This is a genomic window from Frankia nepalensis, assembly GCF_016786325.1.
Taxonomy (GTDB): Bacteria; Actinomycetota; Actinomycetes; order Frankiales; family Frankiaceae; genus Pseudofrankia; species Pseudofrankia nepalensis.
On the sequence record NZ_JADWYU010000017.1, the window covers coordinates 1 to 21,536 of the forward strand.

Sequence of the window (21,536 nt, forward strand, 5' to 3'; positions counted from 1 at the left end):
GCCGCCCGGGCCCGGCGGCCGCCGGCGCCGCGTGCTGGCGCCGGCGGTGGCCGTTTCGGGACCCTAAGACGCGTACAACCGACCTCGACATCGAAATTCAAATGTCACGGCCGTCACGGGCGTGCGTTCGGCCGGGAGGGTGCCGGGCCGCGCGAACCGGACAACGGGCTAGTGTCTGCCCGAATCCGTCCCTGGAGGTCGAAGTGCACCTTTTACGCCGTTCGGAGCCGACGCGACGCGCCGCACGCGGCGTGGCGTTGGTCGCCGCGGTCGTCACCACCGTGGCCCTGACCGCGGGCTGCGGCACCGCCGGTGACTCCAATGAGGCATCCGGCCCCCCGGCCTGCGACGCACCCGGCTTCAGCGCGAACGAGATCAAGATTGGCTTCGTCTACCCGGACAGCGGCCACCTGGCATCGGCGCTGGGCGCCGCGCTCCCCGGCTTCGTCGCCCGGATCGAGAAGCAGAACGCCGCCGGCGGGATCCACGGCCGCAGGCTCGTCTACGAGTGGAACGACGACGCGGCCAACGCCGGCGAGAACCTGCAGGCGGTCCGGGCCCTGGTCGAGGAGAAGGACGTCTTCGGGATCGTCCAGTCCACGATCGCCACGTCCGGCGGGGCCGGCTGGCTGCGCGACCGGGGAATCCCGGTGGTGGGGCTGCCGGCCGAGCCCCTCTGGGCCGATCGCGCCTACCCGAACATGTTCACGCACGCCTTCCTCTACTCCGCCGGTCCCGGCGTCGACACGTTCGGCGCCTTCGTCAAGGCCCGGGGTGGCACCAGGGCCGCGGTCATCGGAAGCGACGTCGACGCAGTCTCCGACCAGATCGGCCAGAAGATCACCGACGGGTTCCGGGCGGTCGGCATCGAGGTCGTCCCGACACGGTTCGTCTACAACCCGCAGCACACCGACGCCGTCCAGCTCGGCAAGCAGCTGAAGGCCGCGGGCGTGGACACCGTGCTCGGGTCGACGTCGGCGGTGAACATCGGCGAGATCATGCGGGGGCTGCGGGCCGCGAACGCGCCGGTCAAGGTCTTCCTCGCGCCCACCGGCTACGACCACCAGGTCCTCGCCGACAAGGGCGCGGTCATGGCGGGGCTCTACACGTACCTCAACTACAAGCCGTTCGAGAGCAAGACCCCCGCCCACGACGAGTACCTCGCCGCGGTGGCGCGATACACGCCCGAGCTGCAGCCACCGGACCAGGAGCTGGCGCTCGTCACCTACATCCTCACCGACATCTTCCTGACCGGGCTGGAGAAGGCGGGGAGCTGCCCGACCCGCGCCGGCTTCATCAGCACGCTGCGCGGGCTGCGGGGCTACACCGCGGGCGGCCTGATGCCCGGCGAGATCGATTTCCAGGACGACTGGGGCCAGCTCAACACCTGCTACACGTTCATGCGGGTCAACGAGGCGGGCACCGGCTACGAGGTGGTGAAGGACCCGGCGGGCGCGGACCAGTGGTGCGGCAACCGGCTGTCGCCGTGAGCCTTCCCGCGCGCGGGCGCTGAGCCCGCGGGCCACGCGCGAAGAACGCCGCGGGCCCACGCGCGGAGAACACGGAGCGGCGGTGACCGACGGCCGGCCCGGCGGGGGGGCCCCCCCGGCGGGGCCCGGGGGCGGGGGGCCCCGCCCCCCCCGCCCCCCCCCCCCCCCCCCCCCCCCGGCGGCGCCGCTTCCTGGCGCCGACGGCGGCTTCTTCGATGCCGCCGGCCAGGGCCGCGTTCGCCGCCTCGGCGGCCAGCCGCGGCAGCGCCTCCTGGTCGTCCGCCGGCGAGGTCCGGTTGCGGCGCCGGTGCCCGCAGCGCTCGCAGACGTGCGTGAGCATCGTGTCGTGCGCGCGGACCTCCACCGCGACCGGGCGCATCAGCCCGCCGCAGGTCGCCGCCCGGTCGCCGGGCGCCACGTCGACGTGCCGGGACCACAGGCAGCGCGGGCAGTGGTTGGTGTACCCGTCGCCGCGGACCGCCGCCCCGCACACCAGGCAGTCGAAGTCCTCGGTGGTGCGGGTGAACCGGCGCGTCACCGCTCCACGGTAGCCGCCCCCCCCCGCGACGCCGGTTACGACCATAACGCCCGAAAAGATATGAATCCGCGACGGGCACGCCCGGCGTGAAGTGGTTTTCGATGGATTTCACATAGAACACTCGGTGTAAATTGCGCATCCATTGGACCGATACGGGAAACGGACTATTGTTGCCCAAATCGACCTGGAGGTGAGATGTCGCGCATATGCCGATCACGGGAGACGCGCCATGGTGTCCGATTACGTCGGGTTCGCCTCGCCGCGGCCGTCGTCCTGACCCTGGCGGCGGGCTGCGGCTCGGCCGGCGGCGGCGGCTCCGCCACGGACAGGGCGGACACCTGCGACACACCAGGATTCGGCGCGGACGAGATCAAGATCGGCTACGTCTACCCCGACAGCGGCCCGCTCGACCAGGCCTTCGCCGCCACCCTGCCCGGATTCATCGCCCGCGTCGAGCAGCAGAACGCCTCCGGTGGCATCCACGGCCGCAAGATCGTCTACGAGTGGCGTGACGACGGTGGCGTCCCGGAGCAGAACGACGACACGGTGCGCGACCTGGTCGAGAACGAGCAGGTGTTCGGCCTCGTGGAATCGACGACCGTCGCCTCCGGCGGCGCAGACTACCTGCGCGACCTGAAGATCCCGGTCGTCGGGCTGCCGGCGGAGCCGATCTGGTCGGACCACGCGTACCCGAACCTGTTCGCGCACACGTTCATCTACACCAGCGGCGACTCGATCGACACCTTCGGCACCTTCGTCAAGGCCCGGGGCGGCACGAAGGCCGCCGTCATCGACAGCGACATCGAGCAGCAGGCGAACTCCCTCAACGACGAGCTCCGGCAGAGCCTCGAGGCCGTCGACGTCGAGGTCCTTCCGGAGAAGTTCATCTTCAACCCGGCGTACTCCGACCCGGTCCTGCTCGGCCGGCAGCTCAAGGCCGCGGGCGTCGACACGGTGACCGGAGCGCTGTCCGCCCGGGACATGACCCGGATCCTGCAGGGCCTCCGGGCGGTGGACGCCCCGGTGAAGATCGTCCTCGCGGCCAGCGGATACGACCGCTCGCTGCTCGAGAAACAGGGAACGGCGATGGCCGGGCTGTACACCTGGCTCAACTACCTCCCGTTCGAGGCGAAGACACCGGCCCACGCGCGCTACACGGAGGCGGTGAGCCGCTACGTCCCCGAGATGCAGCCGCCGGACCAGGAGATGGCGTTCCTCACCTACATCGTCACCGACCTCTTCCTGACGGGTCTGGAGCGGGGCGGCGAATGCCCGACCCGCGCCGAGTACATCGACACGCTGCGCCGGGTGACGGACTACGACGCGGGCGGGCTGCTGCCCGGCACGGTGGATCTGGCCGACTGGGGCAAGCTCCAGAACTGCTACATCTTCGTCCAGGTCAACGAGCAGGGCACCGGCTACGACGTCACGCCGAACCCGGAGGGCAAGGACCAGTGGTGCGGCAACCACCTGCCCTGAGACCTCCCGAGCCTCCTCGTCGAGCGCCAGGCTCCGCCGCGGACGCCCTGAGGCGCCCGCCGACGGACCGGGGCGACGCGGACCGGGGCGACGCGGACCGGGGCGACGCGGACCGGGGCGACGCGGACCGAGGCGACGCGGACCGAGGCGACGCGGACCGAGGCGACGCGGACCGAGGCGACGCGGACCGAGGTGACGCGGACCGAGGTGACGCGGACCGAGGCGCGGCCGTTCGCGCGTCGGCATTCGGGTGGGGGCGGCCTGGGTTGTCGGACCCACAGGGTGGAATAGTGGCTGCGCAAGCACATTGACGTGGTTCGCGGAGATCGGCCGGTCCATCGCCCGCCGGCACCGGTACCGCGAGGCGGGCCGAGGGGGGTTGCCGTGGATGACGCGCCGCCGGGCGAGGCGACAGCGTTCGCCGAGACCTCCGCGTTCGCCGAGACCTCCGCGCTGCCCGGGACCCGGGGCTCCGCCCAGGCCGAAGCGGCGCGGGGCTCCCATCGGGCCGGCGACGGGGCCCACGCCGGATCGGCGACCAGGTCCCCGGCGGATCCGGGGTCCCTGCCCGATCGGCCGAGCCGATCGGGCGGGTCCGAGAGCCCCGCTGGGAAGCCGGCGATCCAGGAGGCTGACGATCCGGCGCGTCTGCCGGCGGGCCTGTCGACGACCCGGCCAGGGCTCTCGGAACGCGAGGCCCGCGTGCTGCGGTTCGAGCAGCGGACCTGGCGGTACCCGGCGGCCAAGGACGAGGCCATCCGCGCCGAGTTCGGCCTCTCTCCCGCCCGCTATTACCAGCTCCTGAACGCGCTGATCGAGTCCCCGGCCGCGCTCGCCGCCCAGCCCGTGCTGGTCGGCCGGCTGTCGCGCCTGCGGGCCGCCCGCCGCCAGGGCTGGTCGCCCACGACCAGCCCCGCGAGCGGTGTCGGCGGGGCCCGGCCAGCGCGCACTTCCGCGGACGGCGACGGCATCCCCGAGGACGGCTCGGGCGGGCGGCCATGAGCGACACCGAGACACCCACCCGCTCCGCCGCGGGCGCGGGCCGCCGCCGCGCGCCGGCGTCACCCGGCCGGATGCGCGCGTTCTGGGCCGGCCTGGCCGCCGTGTGCGCCGTCGGCGCCGGCATCCTGCTGATCAATCTGCTCAACGGTTCCGGGTCCGCCGACGAGCCCCAGGCCGGCGGCGCGGCGAGCACGTCCCAGTCGTCCGCGTCCGTCACCACCCCGCCGGCGGCGACCACCCCGCCCGCCGCCACGAGCCCGGCGGCCCAGCCCAGCACCGCCGCGCCGCCGCCGGCCGCGCCCGCGACCCAGCCGAGCGCCCCCGCCAGCGGCCAGGGACCGCGCGCCCCTGTCGTGATCCTCAACAACTCCAGATGCACCCGCCTGGCCGAGGACACCGCCGCGCCCAAGGTCCGCGACGCGGGCTTCGAGGTGACCCGCACGGGCAACTACCTGCGGGAGGGCTTCTACCAGGAGCTCACCACGGTCTTCTACGAGACCGACGACCTGAAGGCCGCGGCGGAGAACCTCCAGCGGCTGGTGCCCGGCGTCAAGGCCGTCCGGAAGATCGATCCCGACGAGCTGATCCGCGCGGACGACGAACATGACGATCTTCTGCTCGTCGTGACCAGGGAGTTCGCCGACGAATCCGGGGCACGCTGCGCTTAGGGCACTTCCCGTGGATCCTGGTCGGTCCGCGCGGTCGAAGATCCACGGGAAGCGCCTTGGGCTGAACGCCCACGCGGACCGAGCTCGGGCCGTCGCGCGCATGGTGGGCACCCCGGCCCCGCCTCGCCGGCGTGGCGACGGGCTTCAGCCGATCAGCGCGAGGCAATCGCTCAGCGTCGCCGCCATGCTTCGGAACACAGTCGGTGGATGGCGGATCCGGGGCGGGCGGCACACTTGGTGCCATGGCCATCAGGAACCGCCTCGCCGAGGCCACGTCATGACGACCGGCCCTGCCCCCGCACCTCGTACCCCGGCCGGCGGCGCCGGGCTCGCGGCGCTGATCACCGCGCCCGACACGGCTCTGATAGCGCTGGACTACGACGGCACGCTGTCGCCCATCGTGTCGCGGCCCGCGGACGCCATGCCCGCTCCCGGAGCGGTGGAGGCACTGCGGGCACTCGCCGCCCGGGTCGGCACGTGCGCGATCATCACAGGCCGTCCCGTCGACGCGCTGCTGGAGCTCACGGGCCTCGCGAACGGCAACGGCGAGCGCGCCGGGCTGGAGAACCTGACCGTCCTCGGCCAGTACGGGCTACAGCGCTGGGACGGCGCCACGGGGGCGACGACCAGCCCCGAGCCGCTTCCGGGGATCGCGACGGTGCGCTCCCAGCTGCCCGAGGTGCTGCGCGACGCCCCGCCGGGCGTGACCGTCGAGGACAAGACGCAGGCCCTGGTCATCCACGTCCGGCGCGCCGCGAACCCGGACGCGGCGCTGGGCGCGCTGGCGCCCGCGCTGCGCCGGCTCGCGGAGGAGAACGGCCTGGAGGCGGCGCCCGGCAAGAGGGTGCTCGAGCTGCGCCCACCGAACCATGACAAGGGCCGGGCGCTGCGCGAGCTGGTCGAGGAGCGCACCGCGCGCTCGGTCCTCGTCGCCGGCGACGACCTGGGCGACCTGCCCGCCTTCGACGCGGTCGACGAGCTGCGCGGCCTCGGCATCGCCGGCCTCACGGTCTGTAGCGACGGTCCCGAGGTGCCCGCGGCACTGCGCGAGCGCGCGGACCTCGTCGTCGACGGCCCGCTGGGCGTCGTCACCCTGCTGAACCTCCTCGCCGCCCGCATCGGCTGATGCCGGATGCGGGCTCGACGCCCAGCCCGCTCCCGGCGGATCGGATGAAACGGTCAGAACGGGCGGAATGACCACTTCCGGAGGGTGACCGTCCGCTCCCGAGGCGACCCGCCCGCCGCCGGGGCGTCATCGGCCGCCAACGGACCGGAATTCGCAGGTGACATGGCCATCCGGAGCGATGCGGTCGTCTACTCTGCGCTGTGTGCCATACCTGACCCGGGCCGCGCTGGCGGGACCCGATCCAGCAACCGTCGGCGGCGCGCGGGTGCTGGTCGCCTCCAACCGAGGCCCGGTCGCGTTCTCCTTCTCCGAGACCGGTGGGCTGATGGCCAGGCGGGGCAGTGGCGGCCTGGTCAGCGGCATGCAGCAGGTCATCCACGACGCGGGCGGCGCGCCCAACGCGCGGCCTCGCGCGGCCGGCGGCCTCGCGGCCGAGCTCGCCGGCGGCGGTTCAGTCGATGACGCCGCCGTGGCCGTCGCGGAAAGTAGCGAGGCGGACCCGCCGTCCGGGATCGTCTGGGTGTGCGCGGCGCTGAGCGAGGCGGACCGGCGCGCCACCCGGCTGTCGCCGGACGGACGGCTGGACCGGGCCGGGTTCGACACCGGCGGCGCGGCGGTCCGGATGCTCGACGTGGACCGGGTGCTGTTCGACCGGGCCTACAACGGAGTCGCGAACAGGACGTTGTGGTTCGTCCTGCACCTGCTGTTCGCCCCGGCGAGCGAGCCGAGCTTCGGCGCCACCTTCTGGCGGGACTGGGAAGCCTACGAGGCCTACAACGCGATGTTCGCCGACGCGCTGGCCACCGAGGCGGCCACCGGCGCGGCGGTGCTGATCCAGGACTACCACCTGACGCTTGTCCCGGGTCTGCTGCGCAAGCAACGCCCAGACCTGCGGATATCCCACTTCACGCACACGCCGTGGGCGCCGCCCGACTACTTCCAGATCCTGCCCGACCGGGTCTCTCGTGCAGTGATCGGCGGCATGCTAGGCGCGGATCGGCTTGGCTTCCTGACGGCCCGCTGGGCGACGGCCTTCCGCGACTGCGCCCGCGCCCTGCTGGGCGACGAGGTCCTGATCGGCGAGGCCCCGGCCGACGAGACCCTGGCTGACGGGGCCCGGCTCGAGGACGCCGGCCGGACCCTCCGGGTCGAGCGGGCCAGCGTGCCCGTCCAGGTCACCTCGAACGGCTCGGCGCGGGGCGGGCAGGCCGCGCCCGGTGGGCAGCAGGGTGTCGACGACAGGGCGGGCGCCAGCACCGCCCTCCTGGAGCCCGCGGCCGCCGCGGATGCCCCGGCCGGCCACGAGGCCGGGCCTGACGGCGATCTGGCGGTCGAGCACGGGGGACACCTGGTCCGGATCGGCGTCCACCCGCTCGGGGTGGACGCCGCGGCGCTGCGGACGCGAGCCGCGGCCACGGACGTCACCTCGCGGGCGGCCGAGCTCCGCGAGCTGGTCGGCGACCGGCGCCTCATCGTGCGCATCGACCGCACCGAGCTGTCGAAGAACATCGTCCGAGGTCTCGACGCCTACCGGGAACTGCTGCGCACCCATCCGGAATGGCGAGGGCGGGTCACCCACCTGGTATGCGCCTATCCCTCCCGGCACGACCTGCCCGAGTACCGGGAGTACACCGCCGCGGTGCAGCGGATCGCGACCGAGATCGAAGACGAGTTCGCCATCGACGACTGGCTGCCGCTGCGCCTCGAGGTGACTGACGACTACCCACGCTCGCTGGCGGCACTGACGCTGGCCGACGTGCTCGTGGTCAACCCGATCCGGGACGGCATGAACCTGATCGCCAAGGAGGGGCCGGCGGTCTCCGACCGCGACGTCGCGCTGGTGCTGTCCCGGGAGGCCGGCGCCTACGCGGAGCTGGGCACGGACGCGCTGGTGATCAATCCGTACGACGTGACCGCCACCGCCGAGGCGATGGACGCGGCCCTGCGGATGCCGATCGACGAGCGCCGCCGTCGGGCCGGCCGCCTGGCCGCCTTAGCGGCCCGGCTCCCACCCGGCGACTGGTTCCGCCAGCAGCTCGACCTCCTTCCCGCCCCCACGGCCACGCCCTAGGTGCGCGTCCCCACGGGACGCACACCTGGCGCACCTCGCGCGTGGCCTCGCCAGGGCTCACCCTGTCGCGACGCCGAACATGATCGCCGTTTCTGCCCCCTGGAGGTTGTGATCAGACCCTGATCGCGACCCCCCGAGGGCACTACCCGCGATCATGCGTGGCAGGCCGATGTTGGTGGTGGCACCAGCCGGATCGTTCAGCGGGGTAGGCAGGCGCGGACGGCGCTGGCCCAGCCGAGGGTGACGGGCTCGGGCTCGACGACGACGTTGTCGTAGGCGGGCAGCAGGGCGGGGATGTCGGGATGGTTCAGGGCGTTGGCGACCAGATGCATCCGCCCGACATAGCGGGCCATGATCAGATCGCTCGCGGAGTCGCCGATCGCGATCGCGTCCGCCGGGTCGATGCCGCGCCGCTTGAGGTCCCAGGCGACCGCCTCGCCCTTCCCCACCCCCTCGGGCACCAGGTGGTAGACGTGCGGGATGGCGCCGAGGTGCGGCATGTGATGGGGCGCGATCAGGCCGTTGTCCCGTAGCGAGAGCCAGTCGAAGCCGGCGGCGCTCAGCCAGGCGTCGGTCGCCTCGATATCGATCTTTCCGCGGAACATCACGTCCAGTTCTCGCCCGGTGTGCCAGGGAGTGTGCAGCTCCAGGCGGCCGGGGTTCGCCGCGATCAGCTCGTGCAGCAGCTCCTCGGGCACCTGGCTGTAGTGCTCGGGCATCGCGCCGCGCAGGATCTCGCTCGACCGGCCCTGGTCCCAGCCGACGATGGCGCCGAGCTCGCCGATGAAGCCGTCGGCACCGAAGATCGCGGCGGCCTCGACCAGCTGCGGCCGGGTACGGCCGCTCACCAGCACCAGCGCGATGCCGGCGGCGTGCAGGTCGACGAGCGCGTTGGCCGCCTCCAGGGTCAGCGTCTGGTCCTCGGCGAGGAAGAACGAGCCCTTCGGCCCGACCATGGTCCCGTCGAGATCGGTGTAGACGACACGGATACTCGATGTACCCGGTTCGCTGCGTCGCTCACTCCCTGCGCGGCCGTCCTCGTACCTCGGACGTCCACTCCGCTCGTTCTCTCCTGCACTCACGCGCGCGAATCCTCCCAGAGGAGCGGGCTGCCGGCGGAGCGGCCGGTGGCCCTGGTCCCTGCAACGTCCCGGCATCATCGGTAGGCGGCGGGTGGGGCAGGGTCCTCGGCCGGCTGGCGGCCGGTGCCCGCCCGACAGTCCTCCGGACAGCATCTGACAGCATCGCCGCCCGGCGCCCCGACACGCGTCCGGGCGCAGGGCACATCACACGGCAAAGCGCGGCAAGTGCGCTGCGCGTGCGGCGCCAGTCGGTCTAAAGTACGGAGACACAACTGAACATGGCTCATCCAGAGGGGCAGAGGGAACGGCCCAGTGAAGCCCCGGCAACCGAGCGGATGAGTGTGCTGGCCGCCCTCCCGGGGCGGCTTCGTCGTGGCCGACCGCTACCCGGCTCACGGCAGTTAGCACACCCGCGGCAGGTGCCAATTCCGACCCGAGGTGCCATGTCGGCCCCGGGAAAGATGAGGAGTACCAATGACTCTTGCGCCGGAGCGCGCTGCCCAGCCGGGCCTCACCTCGGATGACGCGAATCCCGCGATAGCCCTGTCCTGTCGCAACTGCGGCGCGACCTACCCACTGGCGGCAGCCCACGTCTGCGTCGAGTGTTTCGCGCCGCTGGAGATCTCCTATGACGAGGACCGGCTGCGCCGGGTGACCCGCGCCTCCATCGAGGCCGGCCCGCGCAACCTGTGGCGTTACGTGGGCCTGCTGCCCGCCGGCCACGACCCGAACCGCCGGGTGTCCCTCGGCGCTGGCTTCACCCCGCTGCGCCCGGCGCCGCGGCTGGCCGCCGAGCTGGGCATGAAGACCCTGTGGGTCAAGGACGACAGCGCCAACCCGACGCACTCCTTCAAGGACCGGGTCGTCTCGGTCGCCCTGTCCGCGGCCCGCGACCTCGGCTTCACGACCGTCGCCTGCGCCTCCACCGGAAACCTCGCGCACTCCGTCGCCGCGCACGCGGCGCACGCCGGGCTGCGCTCGATCGTGCTGGTCCCGCACGACCTGGAGGACGGCAAGACGGTCTCCACCGCCGTCTACGGCGGCACCCTGGTCGCGATCCAGGGCAACTACGACGACGTCAACCGGCTGTGCAGCGAGCTGGCCGGCGAGTACGAGTGGGCGTTCGTCAACGTCAACATCCGCCCGTTCTACGCCGAGGGCTCGAAGACGCTCGGCTACGAGGTCGCCGAGCAGCTCGGCTGGCGGCTGCCGGAACAGGTCGTCGTCCCGATCGCGTCCGGCTCGCTGCTGACCAAGGTGGACAAGGCGTTCCGTGAGCTGGGCAAGCTCGGGCTCGTCGAGGACACCCCGTACAAGGTGTTCGGCGCCCAGGCCGCCGGCTGCAACCCGGTGGCGGCGGCGTTCGCGCGCGGCGTCGACACGGTCGCCCCCGTCCGCCCGTCGACGATCGCCAAGTCGCTGTCGATCGGCAACCCGGCCGACGGCCCGTACGCGCTCGACGTCGCCCGGCGCACCGGCGGCGCGATCACCGACGTCACCGACGACGAGATCGTCGAGGCCATGCGGCTGCTCGCCCGCGCCGAGGGCGTCTTCGGCGAGACCGCCGGCGGCGTGACGGTCGCCTGCCTGCGCCGCCTGCTGCGCGAAGGCCTGCTCGACCCCGAGGCGGAGACCGTCATCTACAACACCGGCGACGGCCTGAAGACCCTCGACCCGCTCGTCGGCAACGCCGTCCCGACCGCCACCATCCCCGCCAAGCTCTCCGCCTTCGAGGCCGCCGGCCTCGGCGACGACTGACGCCAGCCCCGCGCCGGCCGGGCGTCACCCGCCCGGCCGGCCAGCGAGGCCGGTCAGTCCTCCAGCCGCCTGACGGGGGCGTCCACCAGGCCCGACGCCTGGTCCTGGACGGCGGCGCCGGGGGCGGCCACGACGTAGCTCACGACGATGACATCGTGGCCGTCGTGCCGGGCCAGGCTCAGCGACCAGCCGCCCTCGGCGGCGGTGACCCGCGCGAACCCGTCGATCTTGTCGGTCAGCGGGGACGAGCTCGGCGCCGCCGCGTCGGGCCCCATCCTGGCCAGGTCGTTCTCGAGATCCAGGATGCCCGGCGTGACCGGAGTGCCGCGGTGCAGCCCCGCGAGCACGACGGCGAGCTGCAGCGGGCTCACCCGCGCGCAGGTGTCCACGCTGTCCTGGCACCTCGCCGCGTCGAGCTCGACGCCGGGCATACCGGGGGTGGCGCCGATCCCCTCGTCCCGCAGGACGACGCCGGCCGGCCCGCTCAGGGAGAACGCCGCCAGCGCGCTCGGCACCGCCGCGGGCACCCCACCGGCCCGCAGCAGCGCCTGGAGTACCGGGGCGCAGCCCGCGCCGTCGCGGAACGACAGCGGCTGGCGTTCCCGCGCGGGGATCACGCAGCCGGGGTACTTGTCCGCGATCCAGTCGTCGAGCTCCTTGAGCTTCTTCGCCTTCTCCGCGTTCACCGCGGCCTGGGCCGGGTCCGGCGGGACAGCGGGATCGGCCGGCTTCTCCAGTTCGGCCAGCAGGACGTCGGGGAACTCGAGCGCCACGGCCGCCTCGGCCCGCAGCTCGTGCAGCACCCGCGCGGCCACGTCCGGCGACACCTCCGCGGACAACGGGTTCACCAGCAGCCGGCCGATCGCGCCCACCGGGTGCTGCCGCGCCCACAGCGGTCCCGCCGCCGGCGGCTCGGTCGCGGTGCCGGTGCCCGGCGGCTCGGTCGCCGTACCGGTGGCCGGCGGCTCGGTCACCAGGCCAGTCCCCGGCGGCTCGGTCGCCGTACCGGTGGCCGGCGGCTCGGTCGTGGTGCCGGTCCCTGGCGGATCGTCGCGCGCCGGCTGCTTCCCGTCCGGGGCGGTCAGGTCCCTGTCGACCTCGCCGACGGGCGCGGTCGTCGGGGCCGGGACCACCGGGCTGTCGCTCGGTGCCCCAGGCGCGCCGAGGGTCCCGGCGCCGGTCGGCGGCAAGGACCCGGTCGGCGACGCGGTGTCGGTGGGGGGAACGGATCCGGTCGGGGAAGCGGTCGCGTCCGGCGACGCGGACCCGGTGGCCGTGACGGACGGCGTCGGGGTAGCGGACGGGGCGGGCGTCGCGGCGCCGGCGTCCTCGCCCGGCCCGCCGACGCCCGTGGCGAGGACGAGCAGCCGGCCGTCGTCGGCGTCGAGGGCGACCACCGTCGCCGCCGTGCCGGCCGGCAGGCCGTCGATGGCCCTGACCGCCGCCTGCTGCGCCGCCGGGTCGAGCATGACCGCCGGGGCGGGGCAACGCCGGCCCAGCGCGCCTGGGCCGGGAGTGTCCGCGGCGCTCAGGGCCGGGCAGCGCGGCTCCCCCCCGACCGCCGCCTCCAGCGCCTCGGCCGTCGCCGCGTCGATGCCCGGGACCGGGCGGTTACCCGACGTCTTCCAGTTCAGCGCGGCCGGGTCCTCGTCGAGCCTGCGCTCGTCGGCCGCCTCGATCGCGGACACGTCGTCGCCGTCGTGCGTCGCGCGCGCGTCGGCCAGGCTCGCGACCTGGGCCCACATGGCCCCGGCGGCCACGACGGCGAGGAGCACGGCACACAGGGACGCGACCCATCCGCGGGCCACGCCGCCACCGGCCGCCGGCCGGCCGGCCCCCGTGCCAGGGTCCGCCGTCGCGGCGGCCCGGCGCGCGGCATACGGCGAGCTGGCGGACCGGCGCGCGGCCGCGGACACGATGCCGACCGTCCACAGCAGCGCCACCAGGGCGACGCCGTCGGGCGCGACCCCCGGCGGGGCGACGTCCAGGCCGGGCGCGAACAGGGCGAGCACCGGCAGGGCCAGGGTCGCGGCCATGGCCCAGGCGAGCGGGCGGGCCCACAGGTCGGTGTCGTCCCACACGCATCTGCTCGCCAGCCGGATCAGCAGGACGGCGACGGTGGCGCACGCGGCGAGCACGGCGAGCAGGCCGACCAGGCCGAGTTCCTCCGCCACCACCGCCAGCGCGTACCGGCCAGGCACCTCGCCGTCCGGCACATAGGCCTCGACGAGGCCGAGGCCGGCGCCCGCGCCGACCAGCCCACCGCGGCCCGCGGCGAGCGCGACGTGCTGCGCCACGTCGTCGTCGTAGCTCGCGCGCCAGACGTCGGCCGCCGCCGTGACGACGATCAGATGGACGACGGCGGCGGCCACCAGCCCGGCGGCGACCAGCGGCCGGGATCGCGCCAGCCGGTAGACCAGCACCGCGGCACCGACGGCGACGGCCACCACCGGGGCCGGCCGGGACAGCCCCACGAGGGGCAGCAGCGCGAGCGCGGCGAGCGGCGCGAGCGCGACCAGCGGCCAGGTCCGTCCGCCGTCCTCCCCACCGAGGTAGCCATCGGGCAGGCCCGCGTCGTCGAAGAACGGTTCGGGGAGCAGGGGCCGCGCGACCAGCACCGCGGCCGCGAGCAGCGCCAGCGGCAGCAGCGCCGCCGGCCGTGCCGGTACGCCGGCGAGCACCCAGTGCGCCTCGTCGCCCCGGTCAAACCCGGCGAGGAGCAGCGCGACGGCCGCGACCGCCGGCACGGCCCAACGGGCCGCCCCCGCGAGCCGCGCGCGGGCGTCGCCCGCGTTCTCGCGGCCCGGCCCGCCCGGACCAGGTCCGCCGTCGCGGGCCGGCCCCCGGGAGGTGCCATGGGCCGACCGCGGCGGGCGCCGCAGCAGCCACGGCAGGCCGACGAGGCCGGCGGTGCCGACGAGAAGCGCCAGCATCAGCCCGGTCAGCGGCGTGCCGAGCCCGGACGTGCGCAGCCGGATCAGCACGCCGAAGGCGACCAGCGTGTAGCTCGCGACGATCAGCGGCAGCGCCAGCCGGGCGATGCCATGGTCGACCGCGTCGCGCTGGCCGGTTCGGCTGGCGGTGGCCGCCCAGCCTCCGGTGACCGCCCACCCCCCGACGGCGGCCGAGACACCGACCAGGAACGCCGCGAAGGTCGCCGGCAGGTGCGCCGGCGCCACGTCCAGGTCCGGTCGATGGACGGTCAGGCCGAAGACCAGCAGCCAGGTGAGCGCGGCCGGCGCGACGGCGGATGCCAGGACGAGGGCGCCCCTGGCGCCGTCGACCGACAGCGGCCCGGCCTGCGGCGCGCCGCTCGCCGGGCGCCGGGCCGGGAGGCGGCGCGCCGCCGTCCCCGCTGGCGCCGTCACAGGACTGACTCGGCCAGCACGGCCAGCAGCACGAGCAGCCCGAGGACGCCCACGAGCGCCAGAAGCACCTGCAGGTCGCCGGACGCCCGCAGGCCCGAGATCGCCGGCTCCGCGGGGCGCTCGGGCTCGACCCGCGGCGGCTCGACCCGCGGCAGGTAGGGCTCGGGGACCTGGGGCGGAGCCACCGTGAACGGCCGCTGCTGGTCCGGTCCCCCGCTGGCTGGCGGCCTCGCCGCGACGGGCGGGGCCACCGGGCGCGGGCGGGTGACGGTCACGTAGACCAGCCGGCCGTCCGAGCTGACCGCCGAGCCTGGGAGTGCCAGGAGCCTCCGCTCGTCGATCTCGGCCACCGGATGGGGCCGGACCCAGCCAAGCTGAGCCGCCCGGTCCAGCAGTGCCTTGGCCAGGGACTTCTGCCGCTCGTCGCCGCCGGGTGGAAGGGCGGTCAGGATCTCCCGCCACAGCACCTGGGCCTGCGCCTCGGCGTCCTCGGACAGCGACAGGTCGGGGAAGGCCGCGCTCGCGACGCGCCGCGTGGCGTTGCCGATCTCGGCGTAGCCGGGCAGCCGGTCCCACCGCAGGCCGCGGGCCTCCATGGCCAGCTGCCGGCGCAGCTCATGGCTGTCCTCGGGCCGGTGCGGGCCATCCTCCGGCATCTTCTTCAGCTGGCCGGCCGAACCGGGGCACGCGACGGCCTCCAGCAGCTCGACGGCGCCGAACTCGCGCGGGACGCGCCGCGGGTTCGCCACCCACTCCAGCAGGCCCTCCCAGTCCGTCACCCCGGCCGCGCCCAACAGGTCGGCCACCGCCCTGGGCCCGTGGTGGACATAGGTGTCGACGAGCACCTGCGAGCCCTCGAACTTCGCTCGCGGCCGGGACAGGTCCACCGGCACCCCGTTGGGTTCCGCCAGCCGCTGCGGGAAGAAGGCGACCTTGAAGTCGGAACGTTCCCGGTGTTCGAAGGTGGAGAAGGTCCAGTCGATCCCGATCGGCTCGAAGATCTCCAAGGCGGCGCACAGCAGCGCCTCAGGTCTCGCGGCGTTCGGATACACCGACACCTGCCTGGTGCCGCCGGCCCGGAGCAGGCCGTCCACGAGCCCGACGAGCTCGCCGGCCGAGCGCGCGGACCGCGCCAGCTCGGACAGCTGCCCCAGGCGGCCGCTCGCCAGCGCGGCGATCCGGTCGGGATCCATCGGCCGCAGCGCGCGGGGCAGTTGCTGGTCGGGGGGGTTGAGCGCCAGCCAGCCCCGGTAGACGGGTTCACCGTCGTCCAGCCCCTGGCTCAGGGCGAGCGCGACGGCCGGGGTCAGTGACCTGCCGACGAGGACGTGCGCGGCCCCGGAGGTCCGCTGACGGGTGGGATCCGGCACGCGGTAGATGACGACCCCGTAGCCCCGGCGGGTCCTGGTGAAACAGAGGCTGGGGCTGGTGTCGCGCGGCTGGTACTCGAGATCGATGACACGGGTCATCGACTGCGCGAACGTGGACTCCTCGTATTCCGTCAGCGAGCTGGCCACCAACGAGAAGCCCGGCCCGGCGACGTACCGGAAGACAGCCTGGTTGACCAGGGTGTCCGAGCTGTTGTGGATGCCGGGCGCCTCGAAGGTGGCGCCGCTGTCAAAACCGGAGCTGCTCATCAGTATCCGATCCGTCCCCGGACGAACTCGGCGTCCAGGAACCCCTTCATCGCCAGCACGGACACCAGCGGTTCGAGGACCCGGCGCGGGCGGACCTGCCGGGCGAACAACTTCTCTTTGGGGTCGAAGGCGACACCCGTCGCCGAGACGAAATGCAGGGTGGTGCGCTCGTAGGCGTCCACGGGCTCGAGCCACACGTCCGCCCCGCGGTCTCGCAGGAAGGCGTAGACGTCCCGGCTCTGCGCGTACACCTGCTCGCCGTCGAGCAGCCGTGCCGACGACGGCGGGTCGATCATCCACCGGTCGACGGGAGGCTCGAAGCGCAGCAGGTCGCTCTTGGTCACCGCGAGCGCCGCCGGGACCTGAAGGCGGGAGCCGCCGCCGGGCTCGATCGCCCACCGCAGGCTGCTGGTCGCCGGCCCGAACGTCGGGTCGCCCATCGGCCGGTCGAACCTGTCCGGGTCCACCACGAAGATCAGGGCGCTGACGGCGTTGAGGAACCGGACCGCCGTGGCCGACTCCTGGTAGCCGCGCAGGCTCTCCCCGGCGATGTCGAACAGCACCAGTGGGAAGATCCGGTTGCTGTTCACCGTACGGAGCAGGACGGCGTCCGCGTACTGCACGAAGTCCGTGATGCCGGTCCGCGGCGGCGCCACCCGTTCCTCGAAGAGCGGCCGCACCAGCTGGCGGAGGTAGTCCTGGTGCCTCGCCTCGTTGGCCGCGCCCTTCAGCAGGCCGTACTGACGGAGCTTGTTGCCCTCGATCTCGCCGGCCATCGACGCGAGCAGGCAGGTCTTCCCGGCGTGGGTGTCACCGACGAATCCGATGATCACCGGCGGCTCGTAGAGCGCGAACTCGATCGGGATGCGGTGCGTCGGGACGTCGGTGTTCGGGCACTCGATGAAGGAGTCCTTCATCAGGAACGCGCGCTGGCTGAAATGCGCCTCCGAGAGGCTCAGGTCCTCGAAGTCGCCGTTCTCGCCCAGCCTGGAGATGGTGTCGCCGTTCCAGATGAACTGGTAGAGGCAGTTGACGCAGAGGACCTGTCGTTCGCGCGGCGGCGGCGTGGTCACCGGGTCGCCTCCCAGCTCGGCGGCGCCCAGGACGGCAGCCCTCGCGAGGAGCCGGGCTGGACCGCGAACGCGGGCGGCCCGACCCGGCCCTTGCGGCGGAAGCGGCCGGTGCTCTCCCTCGGCGGTGGCGGCGGCGGTGGCGGCTGCTGCCGCGGCGGCGGGCCGGCCTTGAGCTGGACGAGCTGGTCGTACTCGGCGCTCGCCCGCGCGAACCGCGCCTCGTCGTCCGGCAGCGCCGGCAACGACCCCGGCGCGCGGCCCATCCGGCGCAGCAGCTCGCCCGCGTCGGGCCGCTCACCGACCGGCGCGAACAGCCGGTCGAGGATCGGGGCGAGAAACGGCGCGCCCGAGGCCACCGCGTCCGGCTGGCCGGTCGGGCCGGCGACGACGCCCTTGATGGCGCGGCTGAGCATCGCGAGGCCCGCGCTCCAGACGTCGTCCCGGTGGTCGGTCAGCCCTCCGCCGGCCTGCTGCTCCGGCGACGCCCAGGTCGAGGCGAGCGGCAGGCGCGGCGTGCCGACCAGGCGGGCGTAGTCGAACCTGGTGATCTGCGCGCGGCGGGTCGCCGCGTCCCAGCGCACCGAGTCGGGCCGCACCATCCGGTGCGTCACCCCCAGGTACGCCAGCAGGTACAGCCCGCTGGCGAGGCCACCCGCGAAGGCCCGGTGCTCGTCGGGGTCGAACGGCCTGGTCAGCTCGGCGAGCGGCACGCCGTGCTCGGCCACCATGACGAACGGGCGTTCGCAGTCGACGTTGTAGCCGACGAGCCGGCTGAGCTCCGCCGGGTAGGCGGCCTCGGAGCCGTAGCGGCGCCAGATCCGCAGGCCGACCCGGATGGCGTTCTCCACCAGGTGCTCGGCGAACTCGCCGCCCATCGCGTAGCGGACCACGAAGCGCTGCCCGCCGGACGCCAGCGCCCACCGGGTCATGAACTGCGGCGTCTGAGTGGTCGGCTCGAACTCGACCTCCCAGGTGTCCTGGCCGCCGTCGGCCCGGGTGAACGAGATGATCTCGGTCATCGCGGCGGCGCACCGCCCGTCCGGCCCCGCCCCCACCGGCCCGCCGGCACGCGCCGGCCAAACGCGAGCCAGGCCAGCGGCAGGCAGGCCGCGAGGCAGCCCACGGCCAGCGTCACTACCTCCAGGAACACGATCGGCCCATCCTTGTCGGTCACCAGGGGTTGTCCGTCGGCTCGGCGGCCGGCGGGCGAGCGTGCGGCGGGTCGGCCCGCGTCTCCTCAGCCCGCGTCTCCTCGGCCGGCGCCTCCGGGGCGGGCACCGGCTCGCCCCACGTCGGCGCCTCGGCCGCCGGGGCCGGCGCGGGCTCGTCCCAGCCCGACGTGGACGGGGACGCCTGCGCCGGGCCGCGGGTCGGCTGTTGGGCGGTTCGGGTGGCCGCCGGGACGGGGCCCCCTGGCTGGTGCCACGAGGGGGCCGCGGGTTGCGCCGCGCCCGCCGGTGCTGCCTGCCCGCCCCAGCCGGCCGCGGACGGGACGGTCCGCGCCGGAGCGGCCGCGGGCGGAGCGGGAGCGGGCGGAGCGGGCGGAGGCGAAGGGGGCGAAGGCCGAGGGGGCAAGGTGTCGGCGACCGTCGGGGCGGCGGCAGGTGTGTCCGCCCCATCGGCGGCCGGCGCGGCGTCCGGCTGGCCGGCGCCGGCCGACCCGGCCTCGGGGCGGCGCGGCCGAGGCCCGGTGCCGCCCGCGTCCACCGCGTTCGGCCGGAACTGCACCAGCCGGATCAGCCCGGCGACGTCCGCGGACCTGGTGGTCGTCACGTCGCCGCCGACGCCGGCGACCTCCGGCACGAACCGGACCAGCGCGGACCCGTCCGGCGCGAGGTCCAGCCGGCCGAGGTCGGCCGACCGGTTCAGCTGCAGGATTCCCTCGTCGTTCACGCTGGCCGCGCGCAGCTGCCCGACGATCGGCGAGCCCTGCCAGACGGATCGGGCAAGCTCGACCCGCTTGCGTGGGTCCCCGGCGAACGGCGGGGCGGTGAGCAGGCCGCTGTGCTCCAGGTGGTCGGCGTACCGGGCGAGGCACTCGGCCATCGACCGGTCGACACCGTTGCACAGGTCGTCGACGAACCCGCCGGTGAGCTCGGCCGCGTGCCGGTCGAGCACCGTCCGGACGATGTCGCCGAGGTCGTCGGTGAGGACGTCGGTCACCTGGCCGGCACGGTCGCGCAGCCGGAAGCCGACGTCCAGCTCGGTCCCGAGCCGGCGCGGCGGCGTGGGCGACGCGACGCCGCCCGCCTGCGCGAGGGTCACCAGCGCCTCGGACAGCGAGGCGCGCGCGGTGTCGATGGCGGCGGCGAGCGCCCCCGCCGTCCGGGAGGCGCGCAGCCGGGCGTCCGCCAGGATCCACTCGTTGAGCGCGACCGAGGCCAGCAGGTCGTTCAGGTTGCGCACGGCCGCCGCGGCGGCCGGGAGCTGGAGCTGCTTCTTCCAGCGGTCGACCGCCCGCCGCCACCAGAACACCGGCGCGGCGGACAGCACCAGCCCGACCAGCACGGCGACGATGCCCAGCGCGACCGGCACCGGGTAGAGACGGCCGAGCCCCAGGCCGGCACCGCCGCCGACGAGGGCGACGACGATGAACGCCGCCAGATGGCCGCGCGCCATGTCCCGGGGGTCCTGCGGGTTGCGCGGGAAGGGCACCGGCCGGCGGATGTGCAGCGTCACCCCGAGCCAGACCGTCACGGCGACGGCGAGCGGCCCGAACCCGATGCCCATCGGCCACCACAGCCCGGCCAGCAGTCCCGACAGCAGCGCGGTGAGCAACGGCCCGGTAGCGGCGAATGACAGCGGGAAGCGCGGCGGGTTGGTGAGGTTGCCGGTCAGGCCGGGGTGGCAGGCGTCCATGACCCGCCGCGCGTGCAGCGTGCTGCCAGCCGGCGCCGCCGCGGCGGCGAACTCGCGCAGCCGGTTGGTCAGGCCCGCGAGCGGCTCCTGTTGGCCGAGGCTCGCGTAGGCGAGCTGGCGCAGCGACCGCAGCAGCGCCGCCGGCTCGCCGGCGGCCACCCGGGCCGGCTTGATCCCGAGCTGGGCGAGCGCGTCGCCCCGGTCCCGGTCGATCCCCTCGGCGCCCCCGATCCGCCCGAACGCGGACGCCAGCATCCCGGCGAACTCACCGAGCCGCCCGCCGGCGCCCTGGATCTCGGCCCAGACCGCCTCGCCGGCCCGCCTCATCCCGCCCGCCGCGGTCGGCCGCGGGGCGAACGGCTCCTCGCGCAGCGCGGCGAGCAGCGTCGTCGCGGTCGTGACGTGGTGCTCGGCCGCGTCGCGGGTGCGCGCGAGCACGCCCTGGGCGTCGATGAACACGCCGGGGCCGACGCCGGCGCGGTCGGTGGTGGCGTCGCCGGTCAGCAGCGTGAGCACGGCGAGCGCGTCGGCCGGGGTCTGCGCCACCGGCGCGCTGGCCGGGTCCCGCTCGGCGAGCATCCGGATGGCCTGCGTCCGGGCCTGCGCGAGGCTCGCCTCGTCGAGCCGGCCGAGCACGATCCGCATCCCCGGCGCGGCCGCCCGGTAGCGGAACTCCTGCGCCTTCGCGTGCACGGCCATGAACACCCGGGGCACCCGCAGTGCCTGCACCAGCGCGGCGAGGTTCTCGGCGCCGTCGGGGTCGAGAGTGTCGTCGACCATCCGGATGTCGCGGGCCCTGCCCGGGCTCCAGCCCATGCCGCGCGGGTCGCCGACGTAGAGCACGACCATCAGGCCGGCGACCGGCAGCTCCACCTGGCCCGGGCCGGGCTGCTGCCCGCAGGCCAGCACCACCAGCTGGGTCACCGACCGCGCGCCGGCCAGCCGGCGCAGCAGCCCGCTGTGCTCGGCCAGGTGGGTGGTGTGGTCGATGACGAGCACGTGGCCGGTGCGGCCCGTCGCGCGGCCGATCCGGCGCAGGTACTCCACCTGCAGGTCCTCGATCGGCTTCGCCGCCACGTGCGCGTAGTCGGTGCGCAGGTCGAGGACGACGACCACCTCGTCCTCGACCAGCCCGGAGGACTCGGCGCCGGCGGGGCCCCGGTCGAGGCCGTCGTCGAGGCCGCCCTCGAAGCCGCCGGCACCGGTGAACCCACCCCCACCGAAGCCGCCCCCGCCGAAGCCGGCGCCGCCGGGACCACCGGGGCCACCGCCGAGTCCACCGCCGCCGAAACCGCCGGTGGTACCGAATCCGCCGGCGCCCCCGCCCGGGGGCGGGGCGGGGCCGGCCCCCCCCCGGGGGGGGGCACCAGCCCCCGCGTGGACGC

13 protein-coding genes, 2 pseudogenes and 1 riboswitch are annotated in these 21,536 nt (G+C 74.6%); of the genes and pseudogenes, 7 read left to right on the forward strand and 8 right to left on the reverse strand.

Annotated elements, in window-relative coordinates; translation table 11 throughout:
- The first annotated feature begins 251 nt into the window (after positions 1-251).
- On the forward strand, positions 252-1,490 hold the full coding sequence (locus I6A81_RS00100; protein ID WP_307874367.1) for an ABC transporter substrate-binding protein: 1,239 nt from the start codon (positions 252-254) through the stop codon (positions 1,488-1,490).
- Between the two features lie 172 nt (positions 1,491-1,662).
- On the opposite strand, the pseudogene I6A81_RS00105 reads toward I6A81_RS00100, so the two are convergent.
- Positions 1,663-2,073, reverse strand: a pseudogene (locus I6A81_RS00105) (RNHCP domain-containing protein); the annotation flags it as partial.
- Positions 2,074-2,223: 150 nt separating this feature from the next.
- On the opposite strand from I6A81_RS00105, the gene I6A81_RS00110 reads away from it, so the two are divergent.
- The 5 genes from I6A81_RS00110 to I6A81_RS00130 all read left to right on the forward strand — a co-directional run bounded on the left by I6A81_RS00110 (position 2,224) and on the right by I6A81_RS00130 (position 8,374).
- Positions 2,224-3,507 carry an ABC transporter substrate-binding protein gene (locus tag I6A81_RS00110; protein WP_203005805.1) on the forward strand — a complete coding sequence of 428 codons (1,284 nt, stop codon included), beginning with the start codon at positions 2,224-2,226 and terminating at the stop codon, positions 3,505-3,507.
- A gap of 384 nt (positions 3,508-3,891) precedes the next feature.
- Entirely contained in the window at positions 3,892-4,509 is a 618-nt protein-coding gene (locus I6A81_RS45340) for a DUF3263 domain-containing protein (protein ID WP_307874368.1), read from the forward strand.
- Entirely contained in the window at positions 4,506-5,177 is a 672-nt protein-coding gene (locus I6A81_RS00120) for a LytR C-terminal domain-containing protein (protein WP_203005806.1), read from the forward strand. The genes I6A81_RS45340 and I6A81_RS00120 overlap by 4 nt, the downstream gene beginning before the upstream one ends.
- 277 nt (positions 5,178-5,454) lie before the next feature.
- On the forward strand, positions 5,455-6,303 hold the full coding sequence (gene otsB, locus I6A81_RS00125; RefSeq protein ID WP_203005807.1) for a trehalose-phosphatase: 849 nt from the start codon (positions 5,455-5,457) through the stop codon (positions 6,301-6,303).
- Positions 6,304-6,628: 325 nt separating this feature from the next.
- The gene (locus I6A81_RS00130; protein WP_238430218.1) at positions 6,629-8,374 is read left to right on the forward strand and encodes an alpha,alpha-trehalose-phosphate synthase (UDP-forming); all 1,746 of its coding nucleotides are present in this window, start codon (positions 6,629-6,631) and stop codon (positions 8,372-8,374) included.
- Positions 8,375-8,571: 197 nt separating this feature from the next.
- Here I6A81_RS00130 and I6A81_RS00135 read toward each other — a convergent pair whose 3' ends face one another.
- Positions 8,572-9,330: an HAD family hydrolase gene (locus I6A81_RS00135; RefSeq protein ID WP_203005809.1), complete on the reverse strand. Its 759-nt coding sequence runs from the start codon at positions 9,328-9,330 to the stop codon at positions 8,572-8,574.
- A 406-nt stretch (positions 9,331-9,736) separates the two neighbouring features.
- Positions 9,737-9,924: riboswitch (SAM riboswitch) on the forward strand.
- A gap of 6 nt (positions 9,925-9,930) precedes the next feature.
- Between I6A81_RS00135 and thrC the strand changes: the two genes are divergently transcribed.
- Positions 9,931-11,214 carry a threonine synthase gene (gene thrC, locus I6A81_RS00140; RefSeq protein WP_203005810.1) on the forward strand — a complete coding sequence of 428 codons (1,284 nt, stop codon included), beginning with the start codon at positions 9,931-9,933 and terminating at the stop codon, positions 11,212-11,214.
- A 53-nt stretch (positions 11,215-11,267) separates the two neighbouring features.
- Here thrC and I6A81_RS00145 read toward each other — a convergent pair whose 3' ends face one another.
- The 6 genes and pseudogenes from I6A81_RS00145 to I6A81_RS00170 form a co-directional block, all read right to left on the reverse strand.
- Positions 11,268-14,582, reverse strand: a complete 3,315-nt coding sequence (locus I6A81_RS00145) for an FtsW/RodA/SpoVE family cell cycle protein (protein ID WP_203005811.1) — start codon at positions 14,580-14,582, stop codon at positions 11,268-11,270.
- On the reverse strand, positions 14,579-16,219 hold the full coding sequence (locus I6A81_RS00150) for a hypothetical protein (RefSeq protein WP_203005812.1): 1,641 nt from the start codon (positions 16,217-16,219) through the stop codon (positions 14,579-14,581). Before I6A81_RS00150 ends, I6A81_RS00145 begins: the two co-directional genes overlap by 4 nt.
- Positions 16,219-17,292 (reverse strand): TRAFAC clade GTPase domain-containing protein, encoded by a 1,074-nt coding sequence (locus I6A81_RS00155; protein ID WP_203005813.1) that lies wholly within the window; start codon positions 17,290-17,292, stop codon positions 16,219-16,221. The genes I6A81_RS00150 and I6A81_RS00155 overlap by 1 nt, the downstream gene beginning before the upstream one ends.
- Complete coding sequence (locus tag I6A81_RS00160; protein WP_203005814.1) at positions 17,289-18,311, reverse strand: serine/threonine-protein kinase; 1,023 nt, start codon at positions 18,309-18,311, stop codon at positions 17,289-17,291. The genes I6A81_RS00155 and I6A81_RS00160 overlap by 4 nt, the downstream gene beginning before the upstream one ends.
- Positions 18,308-18,466 carry a hypothetical protein gene (locus I6A81_RS00165; RefSeq protein WP_203005815.1) on the reverse strand — a complete coding sequence of 53 codons (159 nt, stop codon included), beginning with the start codon at positions 18,464-18,466 and terminating at the stop codon, positions 18,308-18,310. Before I6A81_RS00165 ends, I6A81_RS00160 begins: the two co-directional genes overlap by 4 nt.
- Positions 18,463-21,536 (reverse strand): annotated as a pseudogene (locus I6A81_RS00170) (hypothetical protein); the annotation flags it as partial. The pseudogene I6A81_RS00170 and the gene I6A81_RS00165, both read right to left, overlap by 4 nt.